The organism is Bradyrhizobium betae, from assembly GCF_008932115.1.
Lineage (GTDB): Bacteria > Pseudomonadota > Alphaproteobacteria > Rhizobiales > Xanthobacteraceae > Bradyrhizobium > Bradyrhizobium betae.
Map to the genome: position 1 here is coordinate 7,009,402 of NZ_CP044543.1, position 21,410 is coordinate 7,030,811.

Annotated in this window: 14 protein-coding genes, 1 tRNA gene and 3 pseudogenes; 2 read left to right on the forward strand and 16 right to left on the reverse strand. The window is 65.6% G+C overall.

What is annotated here, in order from left to right:
• Positions 1-643: 643 nt before the first annotated feature.
• The 3 genes and pseudogenes from F8237_RS33650 to F8237_RS33660 form a co-directional block, all read right to left on the reverse strand.
• Positions 644-1,060: pseudogene (locus tag F8237_RS33650) on the reverse strand (ABC transporter permease subunit); the annotation flags it as partial.
• A pseudogene (locus F8237_RS33655) lies at positions 1,060-1,937 on the reverse strand (ABC transporter substrate-binding protein). The pseudogenes F8237_RS33650 and F8237_RS33655, both read right to left, overlap by 1 nt.
• A gap of 411 nt (positions 1,938-2,348) precedes the next feature.
• Positions 2,349-2,609: a hypothetical protein gene (locus tag F8237_RS33660; RefSeq protein WP_151650309.1), complete on the reverse strand. Its 261-nt coding sequence runs from the start codon at positions 2,607-2,609 to the stop codon at positions 2,349-2,351.
• Between the two features lie 267 nt (positions 2,610-2,876).
• Between F8237_RS33660 and F8237_RS33665 the strand changes: the two genes are divergently transcribed.
• Positions 2,877-3,086 (forward strand): hypothetical protein, encoded by a 210-nt coding sequence (locus tag F8237_RS33665; protein WP_151650310.1) that lies wholly within the window; start codon positions 2,877-2,879, stop codon positions 3,084-3,086.
• Between the two features lie 80 nt (positions 3,087-3,166).
• Here the strand turns inward: F8237_RS33665 and F8237_RS36555 are convergent, their stop codons facing one another.
• The 10 genes and pseudogenes from F8237_RS36555 to F8237_RS33710 all read right to left on the reverse strand — a co-directional run bounded on the left by F8237_RS36555 (position 3,167) and on the right by F8237_RS33710 (position 16,106).
• Positions 3,167-3,313, reverse strand: a complete 147-nt coding sequence (locus F8237_RS36555) for a hypothetical protein (protein WP_167527506.1) — start codon at positions 3,311-3,313, stop codon at positions 3,167-3,169.
• Between the two features lie 191 nt (positions 3,314-3,504).
• Positions 3,505-3,578, reverse strand: a tRNA-Cys gene (locus tag F8237_RS33670).
• A gap of 84 nt (positions 3,579-3,662) precedes the next feature.
• The gene (locus F8237_RS33675; protein ID WP_151650311.1) at positions 3,663-4,412 is read right to left on the reverse strand and encodes a class I SAM-dependent methyltransferase; all 750 of its coding nucleotides are present in this window, start codon (positions 4,410-4,412) and stop codon (positions 3,663-3,665) included.
• 96 nt (positions 4,413-4,508) lie between these two features.
• Positions 4,509-5,111: pseudogene (locus F8237_RS33680) on the reverse strand (ABC transporter ATP-binding protein); the annotation flags it as partial.
• Positions 5,112-5,274: 163 nt separating this feature from the next.
• Positions 5,275-6,072: an ABC transporter permease gene (locus F8237_RS33685; RefSeq protein ID WP_151650313.1), complete on the reverse strand. Its 798-nt coding sequence runs from the start codon at positions 6,070-6,072 to the stop codon at positions 5,275-5,277.
• A gap of 118 nt (positions 6,073-6,190) precedes the next feature.
• A complete protein-coding gene (locus F8237_RS33690) occupies positions 6,191-6,928 on the reverse strand; it encodes a tRNA-uridine aminocarboxypropyltransferase (protein ID WP_151650314.1) in 738 nt (245 codons plus the stop codon).
• 37 nt (positions 6,929-6,965) lie between these two features.
• Positions 6,966-10,070, reverse strand: a complete 3,105-nt coding sequence (locus F8237_RS33695) for an efflux RND transporter permease subunit (protein ID WP_151650315.1) — start codon at positions 10,068-10,070, stop codon at positions 6,966-6,968.
• Positions 10,070-13,219, reverse strand: a complete 3,150-nt coding sequence (locus F8237_RS33700) for an efflux RND transporter permease subunit (RefSeq protein ID WP_151650316.1) — start codon at positions 13,217-13,219, stop codon at positions 10,070-10,072. Before F8237_RS33700 ends, F8237_RS33695 begins: the two co-directional genes overlap by 1 nt.
• A gap of 36 nt (positions 13,220-13,255) precedes the next feature.
• The gene (locus F8237_RS33705) at positions 13,256-14,665 is read right to left on the reverse strand and encodes an efflux RND transporter periplasmic adaptor subunit (RefSeq protein WP_151650317.1); all 1,410 of its coding nucleotides are present in this window, start codon (positions 14,663-14,665) and stop codon (positions 13,256-13,258) included.
• Positions 14,655-16,106: an efflux transporter outer membrane subunit gene (locus tag F8237_RS33710; RefSeq protein WP_244626045.1), complete on the reverse strand. Its 1,452-nt coding sequence runs from the start codon at positions 16,104-16,106 to the stop codon at positions 14,655-14,657. The genes F8237_RS33705 and F8237_RS33710 overlap by 11 nt, the downstream gene beginning before the upstream one ends.
• Positions 16,107-16,833: 727 nt before the next feature.
• On the opposite strand from F8237_RS33710, the gene F8237_RS33715 reads away from it, so the two are divergent.
• Positions 16,834-17,868, forward strand: a complete 1,035-nt coding sequence (locus tag F8237_RS33715; RefSeq protein ID WP_151650763.1) for a cysteine synthase A — start codon at positions 16,834-16,836, stop codon at positions 17,866-17,868.
• A 48-nt stretch (positions 17,869-17,916) separates the two neighbouring features.
• Here the strand turns inward: F8237_RS33715 and F8237_RS33720 are convergent, their stop codons facing one another.
• From F8237_RS33720 to F8237_RS33730, 3 genes are read right to left on the reverse strand one after another with little or no spacing between them, the layout of a single operon-like run.
• The gene (locus F8237_RS33720; RefSeq protein WP_151650319.1) at positions 17,917-18,654 is read right to left on the reverse strand and encodes an amino acid ABC transporter ATP-binding protein; all 738 of its coding nucleotides are present in this window, start codon (positions 18,652-18,654) and stop codon (positions 17,917-17,919) included.
• Between the two features lie 11 nt (positions 18,655-18,665).
• The gene (locus F8237_RS33725; protein WP_151650320.1) at positions 18,666-20,186 is read right to left on the reverse strand and encodes an amino acid ABC transporter permease; all 1,521 of its coding nucleotides are present in this window, start codon (positions 20,184-20,186) and stop codon (positions 18,666-18,668) included.
• A complete protein-coding gene (locus F8237_RS33730) occupies positions 20,183-21,388 on the reverse strand; it encodes an amino acid ABC transporter permease (RefSeq protein WP_151650321.1) in 1,206 nt (401 codons plus the stop codon). The genes F8237_RS33725 and F8237_RS33730 overlap by 4 nt, the downstream gene beginning before the upstream one ends.
• Between the last annotated feature and the right edge of the window lie 22 nt (positions 21,389-21,410).

The following is a 21,410-nucleotide window of genomic DNA, read 5'->3' on the forward strand; positions in this document are numbered from 1 at the left end:
GTTCAACACGCCCTCGATCAGCGCTCCGGCTCGTTGCGCGACGCGAGACGCGCAACGTGCCGGTTTCATAGCGATTCGAATTCTCCGCAGCAATGAATGGGCATTCATAGATCGGCGGCGTTTGTTGCCTGCGGATGCCGCAGGCCGCGCAGCGCGCGGGCATGCCTTCGCGCCCTCGCGGCTAGATTTGCCCGAGCCTTGCTTCATCGCGACACCCTCAGATGTCAGAGGGCGTAGGGAAGACCGGGTGCCGGCTGACACCCGCGGTCCACTGTGCGAAGGTTGCGCTACAAGAGGCTGCACAGCGGCATACAGGTGAAGCCAAACATCCGGCCTTCCCTGCGCAGTGGTTTGACGGCTTATGCCGTGCTCTCCCCGGGGAGCGATGCACTATTGCCCCCGTCGCCTTGCAGATGGCTGATGCGCGAACCCGGTCGGGCCGCCACATCACCACAAGACTTGGCGCCAGCCTGCGGGCGCCAGGACCACACGATTTTGCCGTACGCAGATCACACCGATCGTGTGCGCGCCGGCTGTCGCTCACGGTTGCCCGCCCTGCGATGCCCATCGCGCCGATGTGACTAGCGTCCACCGCAGCCCACCCCACGTTTCGTGACGATCGCGATACGCCCCTCTGACCGGCCGCCTGCGGCGCGATCACACGCCACATCAGGATCCGCGGCGTCATGCCGAGCGCATGCCCTGCCGTCACCTGCCCGCGATCGACGCCGAGCACGCCGGCGCGCAGCATCTCGGCGATGAACGGCGCCTCGTTGCAGGCGAGCGCGAGGCCGGCGGCCAGCACCGCCGGCAGCTTGATGCCGATATGCGGCAGCGCGTCGTAGGCGAACACCATCTGCAGGATCAGCGGCGTGCCGCGAAAGATCACGGTGTAGGCCCTGGCGATCGCCGCCAGGACCCAGAAGCGCGAGAGCTGCATGCCGGCGAGGATCAATCCGAGGATCAATCCGCCGCCGAGCCCGAGGGCAGTCACCTCGAGGGTAAGCTCGATGCCCTCGAGCAGATAGGGCATGCTGAGATAATGGAAGAACAGCGACATCAGTCGGCCGTCAGAATGTCAGGCTCCTTGAAGTTGTTCACGTCGAGCCCGTGCTTCTTCAGAAGCTCCATGTGCGTGCCGGCCTTCTGCACCTCGATCAGCGCGGCGAGCACGGCATCACGGAATTTCGGCTTGTCCTTGGGCACCGCGATGCCGACCGAATACGGGATCGTCACCGCGATCGCCTTCTCCAGCTTGTCCGGATAGGCCTTCACCGCGCTGTCGACGGTGTTGACGTCATTGACATAGGTGTCGGCGCGGCCGGCGAGGATCGCCTGGATGCAGTTGGCGTTGTTGTCGTAGAGCTGGACGGTCGGCTCGGGTTTGCCGGCCTTCTTGCACTCCGGGATCAAGGCCTGGATCAGCGGCACCTCGACATGTTGATGCCGTTGATGCCTTTCGGGTTGCCCTTGGCGACCAGCACGCCGTCGAACACCTTCGAGTAGGCGATGAAGTCGGCCGCCTTGGCGCGCTCCTTGGTGGCGTAGATGTCGGAGATGACGATGTCGGCCTGGCCCGCGGCGAGCGTGGTCAGCAGCGCCGCGAACGTCACCGGCTTGTAGGTCAGCTTGAAGCCGAGGCATTCGCCGATGGCTTCACCGAGATCGATGTCGAAGCCGATATATTTGCTGGGGTCCTTCGGATCGATCGTCTCGTAGCCCGGCGTGTGCGGGTTGATGGCGTTGACGAGCGTCTTGCCCTTCCAGTCCGGATATTTGCTCTGGAGCGCGGCGCAGGCGGCGGGCGCGGCGGCCTGGGCGCTCAGGGGCGCGGCTGCCAGCGTCCGCAAAACGACGGCGGCACCGAGCGCGGCCTTGCGCCATGGCAATGCGCGCGACATCCCCCGCTGCGCCTGCGGAAATACCCGTCTCTCCATCTCCTTCGATTGTCATGGCATTGGCCATGTTCCAGATCTCGGAGGCGAGCCTAGGTTGGAGAGCGGACCGGAAAGCTTGTCCGCGGGCGTACAAAAAATTGGATGGAGGGAGCCCGTCATTTGGGCAGGCGGCTGCCCAAAAACTGTTCGGCATGAGAGATGCCTCAGCGCGCGATTCCGAATTCGGAGAAACCAAATAGTCCCACGCCACGCCATGATCCGCATCGTCCACGAATCATTTGATGAGCACTTTTGACAAAGATGTGACGACGTCTGACAGATCTACGACCGGCATTCGAAACAGATACTCGTCTTCCACAGCCTGTCCGCAGCATATCCACAGGCCGACTATGCCGGATTCGCGAGCCCGCGCGAGCCACTTGCTGCGCACAAACCCACAGACCCGCCATGTCAGCCGCCAGCGTGGTCGAACACGCTGCGGCAAGCCTCGCTCAAGCTTGACCTGTTACGGCGCAGGCAGGCGGTGATGGCGCGGACATTGGGGATTTCGCCGGCGCAGAGCCGGTAGACATCGGGCGTGCAGGCCCGGCGCTGATCGGCTGTACCTTGGGCATGAGCGGCGGAGGCAAACAGCGTCAGGAACAGCCCGACCGTCGAGGCGCGGCGCGCCCGGCTCTTCACACCCGCAAAACGCAAGAACCTTGCCTTCATGACCGCTCTCCCGTCTGCCCTGCCCGCCCGGCCTCCATTGGCCGGTGTACGAAGGGGTTAGGAGAAATAAACCGCTGGGAATGTGATCTCATTCACACGGCCGCCGGTTCCGCCTGACTAGGGTTCCATCCGGGATTTCCTGGGACTCTTTAGGGATCGCTAACCAAACGGGACCCGATCGCCGGATCGTTAAAATGCAAACGATCGGCTCAATCGGGAAACAAACCGGCTTTGCGACATTGCGCCATCCGCGTTCCGGAGGGTGTGATGAGCGAAGCCGAATTCAATTTGCTGCTGGATGCCGTTCAGGACGCCATGGTCTGCGAAGATCTGGTCCATGACGATCTGGCGTTCGCGCCGGAGGAGAATTTCGTGCCCCGCTCGTGGAGCTTCGTCGCGGCGCCCAAGGCCGCCAATGACAACGAGGGCGCCTGGCCTCTGCTGCCGTTTCCGGACGGCTGGTACGCGGCCTGCTGAGCCCGCTTCACCGTGAACGCATCCGCCCGCCTCGCGGGCGGTTCAACTTCTGCCATTGCCCTTCGCCGGCGCCGGCACGATCAGGTCTTGACGCGCTCCTCGCCGTCCTGCGGCGCCCGGTCAGGCTCGCTAGGCGGAAAGATGCTGTCATAGATCGCACGGGCCTCGCGAATGAGGCGAGCCCGCTCCAGCTCGGATTTCGGAACAAATCGGACGATGTCGCCCACGTGCTCTCCAGCGCTCGGGGGATGGGGACTGCATCACTTCGCAGATGCGAACTCTATGCCAGCGAGCCTGAATCGGAGGTTTCCGGCAAGCCCCGGGCAAACCCGGTGGCGGACATGCGGCAAGCCGCGTCCGCGCGCTCCGCGAAACTCCCGGCGGCGCCAAATTATGCTGGAATATCAGAGGATTGTGATGGAGGCCACGACCAGAATTGAACTGGTGTACACGGTTTTGCAGACCGTTGCGTAACCACTCCGCCACGTGGCCCCGTAAGGGCGGAGCATTATAGGGGATGAAGGCTTTAGGCAACCGCCTTCGTCTGATTTCAGCGCCCGCGGGGACCGCGCGGGGTCACGCCACGGGACGTTTGTGGATGAACGCCATCAGCACCGTCTTGAACGGCGCCGGCGTGCAGTGCTGGATCGCCAGGAACAGCGAATAGAACAGCTTCGATCCGAAATAATAGGCCGGCTCCGCGTCCCACGGAATGACGTAGAGGTCGTACCGGGAGGCCGGAAAGTGCTGCTTGAAGGCGCTCGTCGAGTTCAGGCGGTACACGGCTGGAAAGACGTCCTTCTCCTCGCGCGCGTCCTGGGCCGAGCGAATGATGCGGGCATGCAGGCTGTCCGGGATCAGGCGGTTGCCGAGCGCGATATATCCGTGGCGATTTGGCGTGCGCGCGCAGATCCAGCCGCCGGGCTTGAGCACGCGGTCGAGCTCGCGCGCCGCCCTGCCGGGATCCTGGATGTGCTCGAACACGAAATCCGAGACGACGACGTCGATGGACTGATCGGGGATCGGAAGCTCGCCGTCGGGGGTAATCACGAACGCGCGGTCGAGCGCCTCGTTGGTCATGACCACGGGATCGACGTCCACCCCGATGAGCTCGCGCACCCGCCCCTTCAGCGACAACAGGCCGCGCCGGTACGAGACGAGGTCCTCGCTCTGCTTGGCCCCGCGCCCGGCACCGAAATCCAGCACGACGGACTGAGGGCCGATCAGGGCGCCGACCCGCTGCCAGAACTGAACCGTGCCGTCGACGCGCGAGAACCCGCCCGCCGCAATCTCCGGAAAGAAGTGCGTTCCAACCGCGTCAGCCATCTGGCCCCACCACTCGATACGACGCGCCGCATGCGCACCGTTTACTGCGTGACGGTTCTGTAGTCGGCTTTGTTGACAGAAATGATACGCTGGCGATCAACCCGCCGGCCCTGTGCCGGCGAGATAGCGCTGGAGGACGTCCTCGATCGCGCCGGCCGCGGCAATACGTCCCTCCTGCAGCAGGATCGCCCGGTTGCAGGTGCTCCTGATCAGATCGACGTCGTGCGAGGCCAGCACCAGGATGCCGGCGCGTGCAACGATCTGGTCGAGCCGCTCCCGCGCCTTTTTCCGGAACTGCTGGTCGCCGACGCCGATCCATTCGTCGAGCAGCACGATCTCGCCCTCGACCGCGGTCGCAACGGCGAAGATCAGGCGCAGCATCATGCCGCTGGAATAGGTGCGCAGCGGCAGGTCGAGTCGGTCGCCGAGCTCGGTGAACTCGGCGATTTCCGCCCGCCGCGCCTCGATCTCGGCGCGCCGCGCGCCGATCACGAGCCCGCGCCGCATGATGTTCTCGTAACCGGTCGCTTCCTCGTCGATGCCGGCCGACAGATCGAACAGCGACAGGCAGCGGCCGAGCACGTCGACGCTGCCCGTGGTCGGATGGTAGATCCCGGCGAGAACGCGCAGCAAGGTGGTCTTGCCGGCGCCATTGCCGCCGATGATGGCGAGGCGGTCGCCCGCGCGGATGTCGAGGCTGACGTCGTTCAGGGCGCTGATGATGTGCGGGACCGCCGCCTTCCGCCGCCGCGTCACCGCGCTGACGAACCGGCTGCGCAGCGAGCGGTCGCGGAACGACAGCACCGGAAACGTCACCGAGACGTTGCGCAGGACGATGTGGGCAGCAGGGCTCATGCGCGCCTCACAGCCAGTACGCCACGCGGTGGCGGTACCGCGCGTAGCAGCCAAGGCCGATGGCACAAGCGACCGCCGCATAGACGACCCCGAGCAGCCATTGCTCCGCGTCGGTCGGCTGCGACAGCAGCGGCCTGCGCACGAGATCGAGCAGGGTCGCGAATGGATTGGCGCGGATCAGCCAGTGAAATGCGGTGCCGCGCACGGCGTCCTCGGTCCAGATGATCGGCGTCAGGAAGAAGATGAATTGCAGGCCGCTGACGATGGCCGATCCGATGTCGCGGAAGCGCGCGCAGAGCATGCCGAGCGCGACCGAGCCGCCGAGGAGAACGACGAGCAGGATCGCAAAGCCGGGCACCGCAAGCAGCATGTCCCAGTGCAGCGGCCATGGCATCACGACATAGAGCAGGATCACGATCACCAGATGATGCGCAAAGATCAGGACGTTGCGCGCGATCATCTGCAGGACGTGCACGATCAGCGGCGCCGGCACCGCCTTGATCAGGTGGCCGGAGGCCACGAAGATGCTGGAGCCCTCCTGCAGCGTGGTTGCGATCAGGGTCCAGACCGTCAGGCCGACCGCGAACAGCGGCAGGAAGCCGGCAATGTCCTGCTTGAACAGGGTCGCATAGACCGTGCCGACACTGGCGATCGTCGCAGCCAATGTCAGCGTGATCCAGAGCGGGCCGATCACGGTGCGCCGGTAGCGCAGCGAGATGTCCATCAGCGCGAGCGTGCCCCACCGATCGGGCCGCGTCGCCTGTGCAAGGATTTCATTCACAGCGAGCTGAATTCGACTGCCCATTCCACTTCCGGCATTCCGATACCGCGAAAGGATAGCAGATCGCGGGTGTTTTGGTCGACGCTCTCTATCGGCCCGCCCCGGGCGGGGCAATCAACCGTAGGGCTGATGTGGGCCGAAGTCAGGCGCGCTTCTTGCCTCGCCGGACGCCGCGGCGACGGTCCTTCACCGGCGGTTTCGGCGCCAGTTCCGGCATTTCGGCCTGGACTTCGCGGTAACGGGTTAGCATCCGTTCAAAACTGGCGTTCAGGGTCTGCGCGATGTCGGGGCGCTTCTCGAGACTGGCCAGGATCGTCGCGGCGGCCTCGATGGTGGAGAGCCCGTCCTTGCGCGGCTCCTTGCGCAGGCGCCCGTAGCGCGAGGGATGCGCCGGGTTGAGGATCACGCGCTGGCATTTCAGCATCCAGGGATTGCGCCACCACAGCGCCTTGGCCTGGCTCCAGGTGCCGTCGAGCAGAACCACGCCTTCGAGCTTGCCGAGGAGCGCGCGCTGGTTGTCCGCGACCTCACCCTTGCGGTTGAGCGCCACGATCTCGCCTTCAGCCTCGAGGTCGGCGGCGCGCGCCGAGCCGAGATAGAGCACGGCCCAGTGCGAGGCGTTCTCGATCGGCTGGCCCAGCGCCTTGGACAGGCTCGGCCAGGACAGGCCGACCCGCAACGTCGCCTTGGCGAAATGCCGGGCCAGCAGCCGCGCGGTGCCGAGCGCCCTGTCCTGCTCCTGCGGATGCTGGAGGATCAGGAGCCCGAGGCGGTTCTCGACGGGCGTGACGCTGTCGCAGATGCACAGCGGCATCGGCTTCTGGCAGTGCGGGCATTCGGGGATCGGATCGGCCGGCGCGGCGGCGGTGGGGTTCGACATGGTCGCCGCTATACGCTTTGGACGGCGGTTCAACAACCTATTCCGCCGGCGCGGCGAGCGGCCGCGGCTCGGAGCGGCGGCGCAGGCGGTCGATCAGCAGGTAGATCACGGGCGTGGTGTAGAGCGTCAGGATCTGCGAGACGAACAGGCCGCCGATGATGGTGATGCCGAGCGGTCGGCGCAGCTCCGTGCCGGGGCCGGTCGCGATCACGAGCGGAATGCCGGCGAACAGCGCCGCCATGGTCGTCATCAGGATCGGACGGAAACGCGCCTGGCAGGCCTCGAAAATCGCTTCCGCCGAGGACAGGCCGCGCTGGCGTTCGGCATCGAGCGCGAAGTCGACCATCATGATGCCGTTCTTCTTGACGATGCCGATCAACAGAATGATGCCGACGAAGGCGATCACCGTCAGCGGCGTGTTGGTGATCTGCAAGGCGAGCAACGCGCCAAGGCCGGCCGAGGGCAGCGTCGAGATGATCGTCAGCGGATGCGCAAGGCTCTCATAGAGCACCCCGAGCACGATATACATCGCCACCAGCGCGCCGAGGATCAGCAGCGGCTGGCGGCCGCTGGTCTTGGCGAAATCGCCGGCATTGCCGTCAAAACTGCCGCGGATGCCCTCCGGCATGTGCAATTCCTCGACAGCGCGCTGGACGTTCTGGGTCGCGGTCTGGAGCGGCACGTCAGGCAGCAGGTTGAACGACACAGTGGTCGAGGGGAACGACTGCGAATGATAGACCGCGAGCGCGGCAAGCCCGCGCGTCACGCGCACCACGGCCGACAGCGGCACCTGCACGCCGCCCGCGCCGGCGACATAGATGCGGTCGAGATTGGAGGGATCGACCTGGAATTTCGGGTCGATCTCGAGCACCGTCATGTACTGGTTGCGCTGGGTGTAGATGATCGAGACCTGGCGTTGAGAAAACGCGTTGTTCAGCGCGTTGTCGATGTCCTGAACGCGCACGCCCAGCGCCGACGCCTTCTGGCGGTCGATCGCCAAAGTCAGTTGAAGTCCGCCGGGGTCGCGGTCGCTGGAGATGTCGGTGATGCCCTCGACGCTCTCCAGGCGCTTGGCCACGATCGGCGCCCATTTCTGCAGCAGGCCGAGGTCGGTGCTGGAGAGCGTGTACTGGTAGTCGGAATCGCTTTGCCGCCCGCCGGCGCGCACGTCCTGGGCGGCGAACATGAAGAGGCGGATGCCGGGCACGGGGAACAGCGCGCGCCGCAGCCGATCGATCACGACCTGGGTGGAGACGTGATCGCGCTCCTCCGGCGGCTTCAGGCTGATGAACATGGTGCCGCGGTTCGAGGTCGCGCCCCCCGGCCCGCCTCCGCCGCCGACCGTCGAACCGATGCCGGCCACCGCCGGATCCTGCATCACGATGTCGGCGAGCCGCTGCTGAAGACTGAGCATAGACTGGAACGAGATATCCGCCGAGGCCCGCGTCGCGCCGATGACGAAGCCGGAATCGTCGGTCGGGAAATAACCCTTGGGGACCTTGATGTAGAGCGTCACCGTCAGGCCGATGGTGGCGAAGAACACCAATAGCGTCAGCAGCGGAAATTCCAGCACGGTGCGCAGGGTGCGGGCGTAGAACGCGACGATGCGCGACAGCGAGCCCTCGATGACGCGATCGAACAGCGTCGCCGTACCGGACGTGGCCTGCCTGATGTAATGGGCGCAGATCATCGGCGTCACCGTCAGCGACACCAGGGTCGAGACCACGATCGCGAAGGTCAGCGTCAGCGAGAACTCGCGCAGCAGCCGGCCGACGATGCCGTCCATGAATATCAGCGGCGTGAAGGCCGCGACCAGTGACAAACTGATCGAGACCACGGTGAAGCCGATTTGCCGGGCTCCCTCCAGCGCCGCCTGGAGCGGCCGCATGCCGTGCTCGAGATTGCGGTACATGTTCTCGATCATGACGATGGCGTCGTCGACCACGAACCCGACCGAGATCGCCAGCGCCATCAGCGACAGATTGTCGATCGAGAAGCCCGCGACCCACATGCCGGCGCAGGTGCCGGCCAGCGCCAGCGGCACCGAAATGCCGGCGGCGATCGTCGGCGTGAGCCGCCGCAGGAACACGAACACGACGACCATCACCAGGATGGCGGTCGCCAGCAGCGTCCACTGCATGTCCATCACGCTGGCGCGGATCGTGCTGGTGCGGTCGACCAGGGTGGAGACGTCCACGCCGGCCGGAATCCACTGCTTCAACTCGGGGATCAGCGCCTTCACCCGGTCGACGGTGTCGATCACGTTGGCGTCGCCCTGCTTGGTGATCTGGATCAGAACCGCCGGCTGCTTGTTGAACCACGCGATCGAACGGGCATTGCGCACGCCGTCCTCGATATCGGCGACGTCGGACAGCCGCAGGAAACTGCCATTCGAGCTCTTGATGACGATGTCGCGGAACTCTTTCGCCGTGCGCATCTGCCTGTTCAACGACAGCGTCTCGCTCTGGCGCTCGCCGTTGAAGATGCCGACGGGACCGAGCGGGTTGGCGTTGACGATCGCGGTCCGCACGTCGTCGGTGGCGATGCCCGCGTTCGACAGCGCTACGGGATTGAGCTGGATCCGCACCGCTGGCTGGTCCGCGCCGCTGATCGTGACGTTGCCGACGCCGGGGACCTGCGAGATGCGCTGAGCCACCACGGTATCGGCGACATCGTAGATCGCGCTCGCGGACAGCGTCTTTGAGGTCAGCGCCAGCACGAAGACCGGCGCGCCGGCCGAGTTGGCCTTGCGGAAGCGCGGCAGGGTCGGCAGGTCGCTCGGCAGGTCGACCATCGCTGCATTGATCGCCGCCTGCACGTCGCGGGCGGCCTTGTCGATGTTGCGTCCGATGTCGAACTGAAGCTGGATGTTGGTCGTGCCCAGCGACGAGGTCGAGGTGATCTGGTTGATGCCCGAGATCTCGCCGAGCCGCCGCTCCAATGGCGAGGCCACCGTGGCCGCCATCACGGACGGGTCGGCTCCAGGGCGGCTCGCGGAAACGAAAATGGCCGGGAAGTCCACGTTCGGGACTGAGGCGACGGGGAGGAACTCGTAGGCCACGACACCCAGCAGGAACAACCCGATCGACAGCAGCGTGGTCGCCACCGGCCTGCGGATGAAGGGCTCCGAGATCGATGCCATCACTGCATCCCCTCGGTGGCGCCGGCGACCGGCGGGCCCCCGGGCTCGACCGGCGGCAGCGCGCGTTCGAGGCGGCGGTTGATGCGGTCGAGCGCGAGGTAGATCACGGGTGTCGTGTAGAGCGTCAGCAGCTGGCTCAGCAGCAGGCCGCCGATGATGGAGATGCCGAGCGGGAAACGCAGCTCCGCGCCGGTGCCGCTTTCGATTGCGAGCGGCAGCGCGCCGAACAGCGCGGCCAGCGTCGTCATCATGATCGGGCGGAAGCGCAACAGGCACGCCTGCACGATCGCCTCCTGCGGCGACATGCCCTTCCCGCGCTCGGCTTCCAGCGCGAAGTCGATCATCATGATCGCGTTCTTCTTGACGATGCCCATCAGCAGGATGATGCCGATCAGGCCGATCACCGAGAGGTCCTGCCCGCACAGCATCAGTGCCAGGATGGCGCCGACGCCGGCCGAGGGCAGCGTCGAGAGGATCGTGATCGGGTGGATGTAGCTCTCATAGAGCACGCCGAGCACGATGTAGATCGTGATCACGGCGGCGAGCAGCAGCCAGGGTTGTCCCGCGAGCGCCTTGGCGAATTCGGCGGCGTCGCCGGAATAGACGCCGAGGATGCTGTTGGGCATTTCGATGCGGGCCTCGATGGTCTTGACCGCCTCGACAGCGTCGCCGAGCGCTGCGCCCGGCGCCAGGTTGAAGCTGAGCGAGATCGCCGGGAATTGCGCCTGGTGAGAGATCGCCAGCGGCGCGGTGGTGCGCTTCAGTGTCGCCACGGCCGACAGCGGCACCTGCGCATTCGGCGCGCCGGCGGTGGCGCTCGCACCGCCCGGCAGATACAGCTTCGACAGGATCGAGGGATCCCGCTGGTACATCGGCAGCGCCTCCAGCACCACGCGGTACTGGTTGGCCTGGCCGTAGATGGTCGAGATCTGGCGCTGCGCGAAGGCGTCGTTCAGCGTATCGGTGATGGCCTGCAGGCTGACGCCGAGCTGTCCGGCGCGGGTACGGTCGACATCGAGCTGCGCCCGCAGGCCGCCTTCCTGTGCCTCCGAGGAGACGTCGCGGAACAAGGGATCGCGCCGCATCTCCGCCACCAGCTTGCGGGCCCATTCCGACACCAGGGCTGCATCGGTGCCGGTCAGCGTGTACTGGTATTGCGAGCGGCTCGACTGGGTCGAGATCTGCACGTCCTGCACCGGCTGGAAGTAGACGGTCATTCCGGGGATGCCGGATACCCGCTGCTTCAGCCGGATCACCACCGCGCTGACGTCATCGCGCCGCTCGCCGCGCGGCTTCAGCGACATGACGAGCCGGCCGACATTGGTGGTCGGGTTGACCGAGCCCGCCCCGATCACCGAGACCACGCCGGTCACATCAGGGTCGGCCTTGATGGCGTCGGCGACCTCGGTCTGCCGCTTCTGCATCTCCGCAAACGACACGTCGGGGCCCGCCTCCGTCACCGCCGTGATCGAGGCGGTGTCCTGAAGCGGCAGGAAGCCCTTTGGCGCGACGACATAGAGAACAAGGGTTGCGACCAGCGTGGCGAAGGTCACGAGCAGCGTGGCGCGCTGGCGTTCCAGCACCCACAACAGCGTCCGGTGGTAGAACTCGACGGTGCGGTCGATGAAGCGGCTGACGGCAGCCAATCCCGGCACCGCGAACTCCTCGTGCGCGTGCCTGAGCAGGCGCGAGCACATCATCGGCGTCAGCGTCAGCGAGATCACGGCCGAGGTCACGACCGCAATGGTCAGCGTCAGCGCGAATTCGCGGAACATCCGCCCGACGAGGCCCGACATGAACAGGAGCGGGATGAAGACCGCGATCAGCGACACCGTCAGCGAGATCACGGTGAAGCCGATTTCGCTGGCGCCCTTCAGCGATGCCTCCATCGCGCTGTCGCCGTTCTCCATGTGACGGACGATGTTCTCGATCATGACGATGGCGTCGTCGACGACGAAACCGGTGCCGATGGTGAGCGCCATCAGCGACAGATTGTCGAGGCTAAAGCCGGCGAAATACATGATGCCGAAGCTGGTGATCAGCGACAGCGGCAGCGCCACGCCGGCGATCAGCGTGGCCCGCAGCGAGCGCAGGAACAGCAGCACCACCAGCGTCACCAGCACGACGCTGAGGATCAGCGTGAACTGCACGTCGTGGACCGAGGCGCGGATGGTGACGGTGCGGTCGGAGACGATGGTGAGGTTGACGCCGGCCGGAATGGCGCGCTGGACCTTCGGGATCTCGGCGCGGATCTGGCTGACGACGTCGATGACATTGGCGCCGGGCTGGCGCTGGATGTCGATGATGACGGCCGGCGTGCCCTGGTACCAGCCGCCGGTGCGGTCGTTCTCGAGGCCGTCGACGATCTGCGCGACGTCGGCGATCGTGACCGGCGAGCCGTTGCGGTAGGCGATGATGATCGGCTTGTAGGCGTCGGCTGCGGCGATCTGGTCGTTGGCGGCGATGATGTAGGCCTGCTGCGCGCCGTCGAGCGAGCCCTTCGGCCCGGAGACGTTGGCGTTGGCGATCGCGGTGCGCAGATCCTCCATGGCGATGCCATAGGCGGCGAGCCGCGCGAGGTCCGCCTGGATGCGCACGGCCGGCTTCAGCCCGCCGAGCACGGAGACGCGCCCGACCCCGGAGATCTGGCTCAGCCGCTGCGCCAGCAGCGTATCGGCGATGTCGCTCATCGCCCGCAACGAGATCGTGTCGGAGCGCAGCGCCAGCGTCATCACCGGCGCGTCGGCCGGGTTCACCTTGGCGTAGGTCGGCGGATAAGGCAGCGTCTTCGGCAGCACGCCGGCGGCCGCATTGATCGCGGCCTGCACGTCCTGGGTGGCGCCGTCGATGTCGCGGTTGAGGTCGAACTGGAGCGAGATCTGGCTGACGCCGAACGAGCTCGTCGAGTTCATCGCCGAAAGCGACGGGATCTGCCCGAGCTGCCGCTCCAGCGGCGCGGTGATCAGCGAGGCGATCACGTCGGGGCTGGCGCCCGGAAGCTGCGTCGTCACCTGCACGGTCGGGAAGTCGACCTGCGGCAGCGCCGAGACCGGCAGCGAGAAATAGCCCAGCAGCCCGCCGATCAGAAGCGCGATGCCGAGCAGCGAGGTCGCGATCGGGCGGCGGATGAAGGGTTCGGAGACGCCCATGAGTTTCGCCTGCCGCTCAGGCGGCCGTTGTCGGGATCATGGCTGCTTGGCTCCAGATCCCGGTGCCCCAGGACTTCGTGCAGGTCCCGGTGCCGGCCCGGTCTGCCCCTTCTGGTCGCCTTCAGTGCTGCTGCGCTTGGCGCGAGGCTCGCCGTCCTTTTGACTATCCTTTTGAGTATCCTTGGCCTGACCGTCCTTCTTCTGGCCATCCGGCGCGCGCGCCCGCTTGCGCGGTGCGAGATCGGCCGACGGGGTCTGGTCGTCGCGGCCGACGACCACCTTGGAGCCGTCGGACAGATTCGCAAAGCCCGTGGTGACGACCCTGTCGTTCGCCGCCAGGCCGCTGGCGATGACCGCATCATGCTCGTTCTGCTGCGTCACCGTCACGGGCTTGGCCGAGACGACGTTGTCCTCACCGATGACATAACTGAAGGTGCCGATCGGTCCGCGCTGCACCGCCGACGTCGGCACCACCAGCGCCTGCATCAGGGTCTCGACCTTGAGGCGGACATTGACGAACTGGCCCGGCCAAAGCTGGTAATTGGCGTTGGGGAATTCGGCCTTGAGCTTGAGCGTGCCCGTGGTCTGGTCGACCTGGTTGTCGATGCCGGTGAGCTTGCCGGTGTCGATCACCGTGATGCCGTCATTGCCGAACACGTCGACGGCGAGCGTGCCCTTCGCCGCCGCCGCGTTGACGCGCATGATCTGCTGCTGCGGCAGGCTGAACCACACCGCGATCGGCTGCAACTGCGTGATCACCACCAGACCCGTGGTGTCCGAGGCGTGGATGATGTTGCCCTGGTCGACCTGGCGCAGGCCGGCGCGGCCGGAGATCGGCGCGACGATCCTGGTGTAGCTCAGCGTCGCCGCCGCGTTGTCGATCGAGGCCTGGTCGGCCTTGACCAGTGCCTCGGTCTGCGCGACCAGCGCGCGCTGCGTGTCGGCCTGCTGCTTGGAGCCGGCGTTGGAGGCAGCGAGTTGCTCGTAGCGCGTGAGATCGATGCGCTGGTTGGCGAGCTGGGCCTCGTCCTGCGCCTTCTTGGCGACGGCCTGGTCATACGTCGCCTGGTAGAGCGCCGGATCGATCTCGCCGAGCACGTCGCCCTTCTTGACGTCCTGGCCTTCGGTGAATTTCACGGCAATCAGCTTGCCGTCGACCTGAGAGCGCACGGTCACGGTGTTGAGCGCGCGGATCGCGCCGACGCCGTCGAGATAAACAGGAACATCCTGAATGCGCGGCGTCGCCGCCAGCACCGGGACCGGCAGATCGGGCCGCTGGTTGCGGCCGTTCGCCTGCTGCGGCTGTTGATGCCAGACGGTCCAGCCGTAATAGCCGAGGCCGCCGAGGATCGCGAGCGTGATCAGGGTCATGACGAAGCCGCGGCCGCGCGACCTCGTCGCGCCTCCCTGCTTCGCATCATCCTTGCCATCCGGCTTAAAGAGCATTGACCGGTTTCTCCATGCGCGGCTCCCAGCCGCCGCCGAGCGCCTGATACAGGCTGACGATGGCGAGAAGCCGTGCGAGTTGGGCCTGCGACAGCGCATCTTCCGCCGAGAACAGGGTCAGTTGGGTGTTGAGCACGGTCACGATGTCGGCGGTGCCGGCGCGCAATTGCTGCTCGGCGAGATCGAAGGCGCGCCGCGAGGCGGTGACGACATCGCGCTGTAATTGCAGCTTGATCGTGGTCTGCTTGATCGAGAACAGCGCGTTGTCGACGTCGGCAAAGGACTGGATGATGGTCTTGCGGTAGGTCTGCAGCAACTCGTCCTGCCGCGCCTTGGCGAATTCGAAATTGCCGAGGATCTTGCCGCCGTCGAAGATCGGTTGCGTCGCGCTGCCGACGAGCTGGAAGAACGCCGCATGCGGCTGGAACAGCGACACCAGCGCCGCGCTCTGATAGCCGCCATTGCCGGTGAGCTGGATGGTCGGGAAGAACTGCGCGCGGGCATTGCCTATGTTCGCCGTGGCGGAGGCGAGCTGCGCCTCCTGCCGGCGGATATCCGGCCGCTGCGTCAGGATCTCCGACGGCAGGCCGGGCGTCACGCGCGGAATGGCGACCGTGTTCAGCGAGCCGCCGAGCACGCGGACGCTCTCGGGCGGCCGCGACACCAGCACGGCGAGCGCGTTGACGTTCTGGTCGAGCGTCTGGCGCAGCGGCGGCACCAGCGCCTTCTGGTTGGCGAGCACGCTCTCCTGCTGGGCGACGTCGAGGTCGGTGCCGGTGCCGGCCTTGCGGCGCTCGCGGACGGCATCGAGGATGCGCTGCGCGCTCGCGATGTTGCGCTGTGAGGTCCTGATACGATCCTGCGAGGCCAGCACCTGGAAATAGGCGTTGGCGACGGCGGAGAGTGTCGTCAGCGCGACGACGTCGCGATCGAAGCGGTTGGCATTGGCGGTCTCTTCCGCGGTCTGCAGCGCATCGCGATTCTGGCCCCAGAAATCGAGCTGGTAGCTGGCGCTGAGCGAGGCCGAATAATTGACGACCTCGCGGCCGCCATTGGTGAGGCCCGACGAGCTCGATCCTGAAGTGCGCGAGTAGGTTTCGGAACCGCTCCCCGACAGGCTCGGCAGCAGCGCCGCGCCGGCCTGCCGCGCCTGGGCATCGGCCTGGACGATGCGCGCGACGGCGGCGGCGATATCGAGGTTGACGGTCTGCGCCTCTTCCATCAGTTGCGTCAGCTCCGCCGAGCGGAAGCCGCGCCACCAATCCAGCGTCGGCGGCGCGTCCGCCTTGCCGGCGTATTTGTATTGCGCGGGGACATCCAGCGCGGGATCCGGCAGATCCTGAGTCAGCACGCAGGCGCCCGAACTGGCGGCAAGGCACAGCGCGCCGAGCCAGCGCACCGCCCGCCGCGTCCAGGACGCAGAGCCAACAGACCGCCGCATGGCGATCGCCGGAACTCGCTGTGTCACATCCACCCTCCGCCGGGCAGATAAAGCCGCCACCGCGCAGCCGGATTAACCGATTCGCGGCGGGACAGTCGGGAGGCCTTCTGCAACTCGTTCAAAGGTGATGCTTTCTGCGGAACCTTACGATTTCATCCTAGCCGGGCGCGGAACGCCATGACAGTCCCGCACCTGCGAAACGCACACAAGAACGCGTCGACGCCAGGACCGCATAGATACGAAATCGTCCTGCGCTGCAGTGCTTTTTCGTATTCCCGTGCCGTCTGAGACGGCATTCAATCTTACCAAGATTTCATGTGATATTGCCGCCACACCTGTCAGCCACAGCAGCTTGGGCGACTACGACCGGCGTCAAAGCCTGCCAGCGCCATTCTCACGAGGTCGTCAATTGCCGGCAGCGAAGACGCCGCCGTCGCATTGGCAAGGAACCTCCGCGTCCCCGCGCCATCCGCACGGCTCGCCCGGGTTCAGATTGCTCCTCGGAACCGCTCGTGACGATAGTTATCTTCCATATCCTGGCGGCGATCAGCCAGATCCTTCTCACCGCGCCGCTGCGCCCCGCCATCGCCCGTCCCCCTCCCGGAATATCGTTGCCTTGGCGGCGCTTGGCACGGTTTCGCCGCAGCGCAAAAGCCTTCCCCTTTTGGTTTCCAAGCACTAGGTTCTGGCCAATCTGATCAACCCCTTGCCAGTGAATTCCCCCGACATGATCATCAAGAACGACGTTGTCGAAGCCATCGGCAACACCCCGCTGATCAAGCTGAAGCGCGCCTCCGAACTGACCGGATGCACCATTCTGGGCAAGGCCGAGTTCATGAATCCCGGCCAGTCGGTCAAGGACCGCGCCGGCAAATGGATGATCCTGGAGGCCGAGAAGCGCGGCGAGCTCAAGCCCGGCGGTCTGGTGGTGGAATCGACCGCCGGCAATACCGGCATCGGCCTTGCGGTCGTTGCGAGCGCCCGCGGCTACCGCACGCTGATCGTGATCCCGGAGACGCAGAGCCAGGAGAAGAAGGACTTCCTGAAGCTGTGCGGCGCCGAGCTGCTGGAATCGCCGGCGCTGCCCTATTCCAATCCGAACAGCTACCAGCATGTCGGCCGCAGGCTCGCCGACGAGCTGCGCAAGACCGAGCCGAACGGCGTGCTGTTCGCCGACCAATGGAACAACCTCGACAATGCCAAGGCGCATTACGAGTCCACGGGTCCGGAGATCTGGGAGCAGACCGGCGGCAAGGTCGACGGCTTCGTCTGCTCGGTGGGCAGCGGCGGCACGCTCGCCGGCATCAGCCGCTATCTGAAGGAGAAGAACAAGGACGTTCGCATCGCCTGCGCCGATCCGCATGGCGCGGGCATGTACGAATATTTCAGGACCGGCGACCCCAAGGCGACGCCCGGCGGCTCGATCACGGAAGGCATTGGGCTTGGCCGCGCGACCGCGATCGTCGAGTCCGCCAAGGTGGACGATGCCTATCTCATTCCCGATACCGACGCCGTCACCGTGATCTACGAACTGCTCCAGCACGAAGGCCTGTGCCTCGGCGGCTCCAGCGGCATCAACATCGCCGGCGCGATGCGGCTGGCCAAACAGCTCGGACCCGGCAAGACGATCGTGACCATCCTCTGCGATTCCGGCAGCCGTTATCAGTCGAAGCTGTTCAACGCCGACTTCATGCGCGCCAAGAACCTGCCCGTGCCGGAATGGCTGGAGAAGCGCAGCAACATCAAGCTGCCGTTCGTCTAGGCCGGCAAGGTTACAGCCGGTCGATTTGATTTTGGAGAGCTGACAAGCTCACCGCAGGATCTGGCTCAGGAACAGCTTCGTCCGCGCGTGCTGGGGAGCGGCAAAGAATTCGTTCGGGGTGTTGGCCTCGATGATCTGGCCGGCGTCCATGAACACGACGCGATTGGCGACCTCGCGGGCAAAGCCCATCTCGTGGGTCACCACCAGCATGGTCATGCCCTCCTCGGCGAGGTCGACCATGGTGTCGAGCACCTCCTTGACCATCTCAGGATCGAGCGCCGAGGTCGGCTCGTCGAACAGCATCACCTTCGGGTTCATGGTCAGCGCGCGCGCGATCGCGACGCGCTGCTGCTGGCCGCCGGACATCTGCCCCGGAAACTTGTTGGCCTGATGCGGGATCTTGACCCGCTCCAGGAATTTCATCGCGTTGGCCTCGGCTTCCTTCTTGGGGATGTTGCGCACCCAGATCGGCGCCAGCGTGCAATTGTCCAGCACCGTCAGATGCGGGAACAGGTTGAAGCTCTGGAACACCATGCCGACTTCGCGGCGCACGGCGTCGACATGCTTGAGGTTCGGCCCGAGCGCGATGCCATCGACGACGATCTCGCCCTCCTGGAATTCCTCCAGCGCGTTGATGCAGCGGATCAGGGTCGACTTGCCGGAGCCCGAGGGGCCGCAGATCACGATGCGCTCGCCCTTGTGGACCTCGAGGTCGATGTCGCGCAGCACGTGAAACTCGCCGTACCATTTGTTGAGGCCGGAAATCTTGACGATGGGGTCGGACATGGTGAGCTCGATCAGTTGCGGCGGTGAGCGTTGAGGCGATGCTCGACGAAGAGCGAATAGCGCGACATTCCAAAGCAGAAGATGAAGTAGATGATGCCGGCAAAGGCAAAGCCGGTGAAGGCCGTGGACGGCGTCGACCATTTCGGGTCCGAGAACGATGCCCGGAGCGAGCCGAGCAGGTCGAACAGCGCCACGATCGAGACCAGCGACGTATCCTTGAACAGCGAGATGAAGCTGTTGACGAGGTTCGGAATGACGTGGCGCAGCGCCTGCGGCAGCACGATCAGCGAGGTCGTCTTCCACCACGACAGCCCCAGCGCCGCAGCCGCCTCGCCCTGCCCGCGCGGGATCGCGGCAAGGCCGCCGCGGACGTTCTCGGCCTGATAGGCGCCGGTGAACAGCGCGATGCCGATCAGCGCGCGCACCAGACCGTCGACGGTGAAATTGCCCGGCAGGAACAGCGGCAGCATGTAGGTCGCAAAGAACAGCACGGTGATCAGCGGCACGCCGCGCCAGAACTCGATGAAGGCGATCGAGAAAATCCGGATCAGCGGAATGGTGGAACGGCGGCCGAGCGCCAATGCGATGCCGATCGGCAGCGAGGTGACGATGCCGGTGACGGAGACCACCAGCGTCACCAGCAGGCCGCCCCACAAATTCGTCGTCACGACCGGCAGTCCGCCCTGATCGAGGCCCATCAGCTTGATCACGACCGCGATGGCGACGAAGGCGGCGATGCTCGATGCGAGCGCGCGCCAACCCGTGCGAATACCGCCGCCGAGCACGAAGGCGATCAGCGAGACGACGACGGTCGTGATGGCGACATCGGCCCAGACGGATTGGCCGGAGCCCTGGATCTGGTCGCGCAGCCAGACCAGCGGAAAGATCAGCCAGGAAATCGCGATGCCGATCAGCACGATGAGGTTGCCGACGACCCAGAGCAGCGGCGCAATCGCCGAGGTCTTGCTGAGGCTGAGCAGCACCTGCCCGGCGCCGATGATGCTGTCGTCGAACAATTGCAGCAGGCCGGCCGTCCAGCTCAGGCCAAAGCCCTTGATGCCGCCGCCATGCAGCAGGAAGAAGGCGACCACCGGAAAGGCGAAGAAGAACAGGCCGGCGTTGAGCCCCTTCGACGGCAGCCGCGGAATCAGCAGCGGCACCAGCAGGACCACGGACAGCGCCAGCGTGAGGTTGACCCGCCAGCGTTCCGCCTCGGGATAGAAGCCGTAGATCAGCTGCGGCAGCTTGGCCTGGATGTAGGGCCAGCAGGCGCCGACCGCGAACCCGGCATTCTCGGTCAGGCACGCGGTGCGATCCTTGCCGGCCCAGACCGCATCGACCATCAGGAACTTCACGGCGGGAATGATGGTGAACCAGAGCAGCAAGGCGCCGACGATCGTGAGCAGGATGTTGGTCGGCGAGTTGAACAGGCGCGTGCGCACGAGACCGATGAAGCCCGTGGTCTTGACCGGCGCGGGGCGCTCGGTGAGCAGGTCCCGGCGGACATAGCCGGACGAGGCGATATCGCTCATGCGCCGAGGCTCCGGCTGATGCGCCACCCGTAGACGCTCATGACGGCGCTGGTGAGCAGCGAGATCAGCAAATAGACGCCCATCGTCATGGCGATGATCTCGATCGCCTGCCCGGTCTGGCTCAGCGAGGTGCCGGCGAATACCGAGACGAGGTCGGGGTAGCCGATCGCGACCGCCAGCGAGGAATTCTTGGTGAGATTGAGGTACTGGTTGGTCAGCGGCGGCACGATGACCCGCATCGCCTGCGGCACGACGATCAGCCGGAGCGTGGTGCCGCGGCTGAGGCCGAGCGACGAGCCTGCCTCCATCTGTCCGCTGTGCACGGACAGGATGCCCGCGCGCACGATCTCGGCGATGAAGGCGGCGGTATAGGTCGACAGCGCCAAAGTCAGCGCAACGAATTCCGGGATGATGCGCGAGCCGCCGGCGAAATTGAAGCCCTTGAGCTGCGGCAGCTCGAAGGTGAAGGGCAGACCAAATATCAAGACGCTTGCCAGCGGCAACCCGAACAGCAGGCCCAGCACATAGGGCCAGATCCGGATCATCTGGCCGCGCTGAAACAATGCGCGCCGCGCGTAAGTGCGTAGCAGCAGAGAGGCCACGATGCCGAATGCCAGCACCGCCAGGAACGGCTCGAAACCGCCCTCGCCGATCGGGCGTGGAATGACGAGGCCACGGTTGCTGACGAAGGCGATGCCGAGCAGCGAAATGCTCTGCCGCGGGTTCGGCAGGGCCGCGAGCACCGCCAGGTACCAGAACAGGATCTGGAACAGCACCGGCAGGTTGCGGATCACCTCGACGTAGAGCTCGCCGATGCGCGACAGCAGCCAATTGGGCGACAGCCGGCACAGCGCGACGATGAAGCCGATCAAGGTGGCGAAGACGATGCCCACCACCGAGACCACGAGCGTGTTCAAAAGCCCGACCACGAACACGCGCAGGAACGTGTCCGAGCCGGTGTAGGAGATCAGGGTCTGGTTGACGTCGAAGCCGGCATTGTTCCGGAGGAAACCGAAGCCGGCGGCGATGTGCTGGTTCTCGAGATTGGCGCGGGTATTGGAGACGATCTCATAGCCGATCCAGCCCAAAACCGCAGCGAAGGCAAACTGGACGGCGACGCCGTTCCAGCCGGTCTTGCCGCCCAGAATGCGCCTGATCTTCAGAGCGATCTGGGCCGGCGGTTTTCGAGCCTCGTTGCTCATCGCCGCTGTCAGCGGTTCAGGC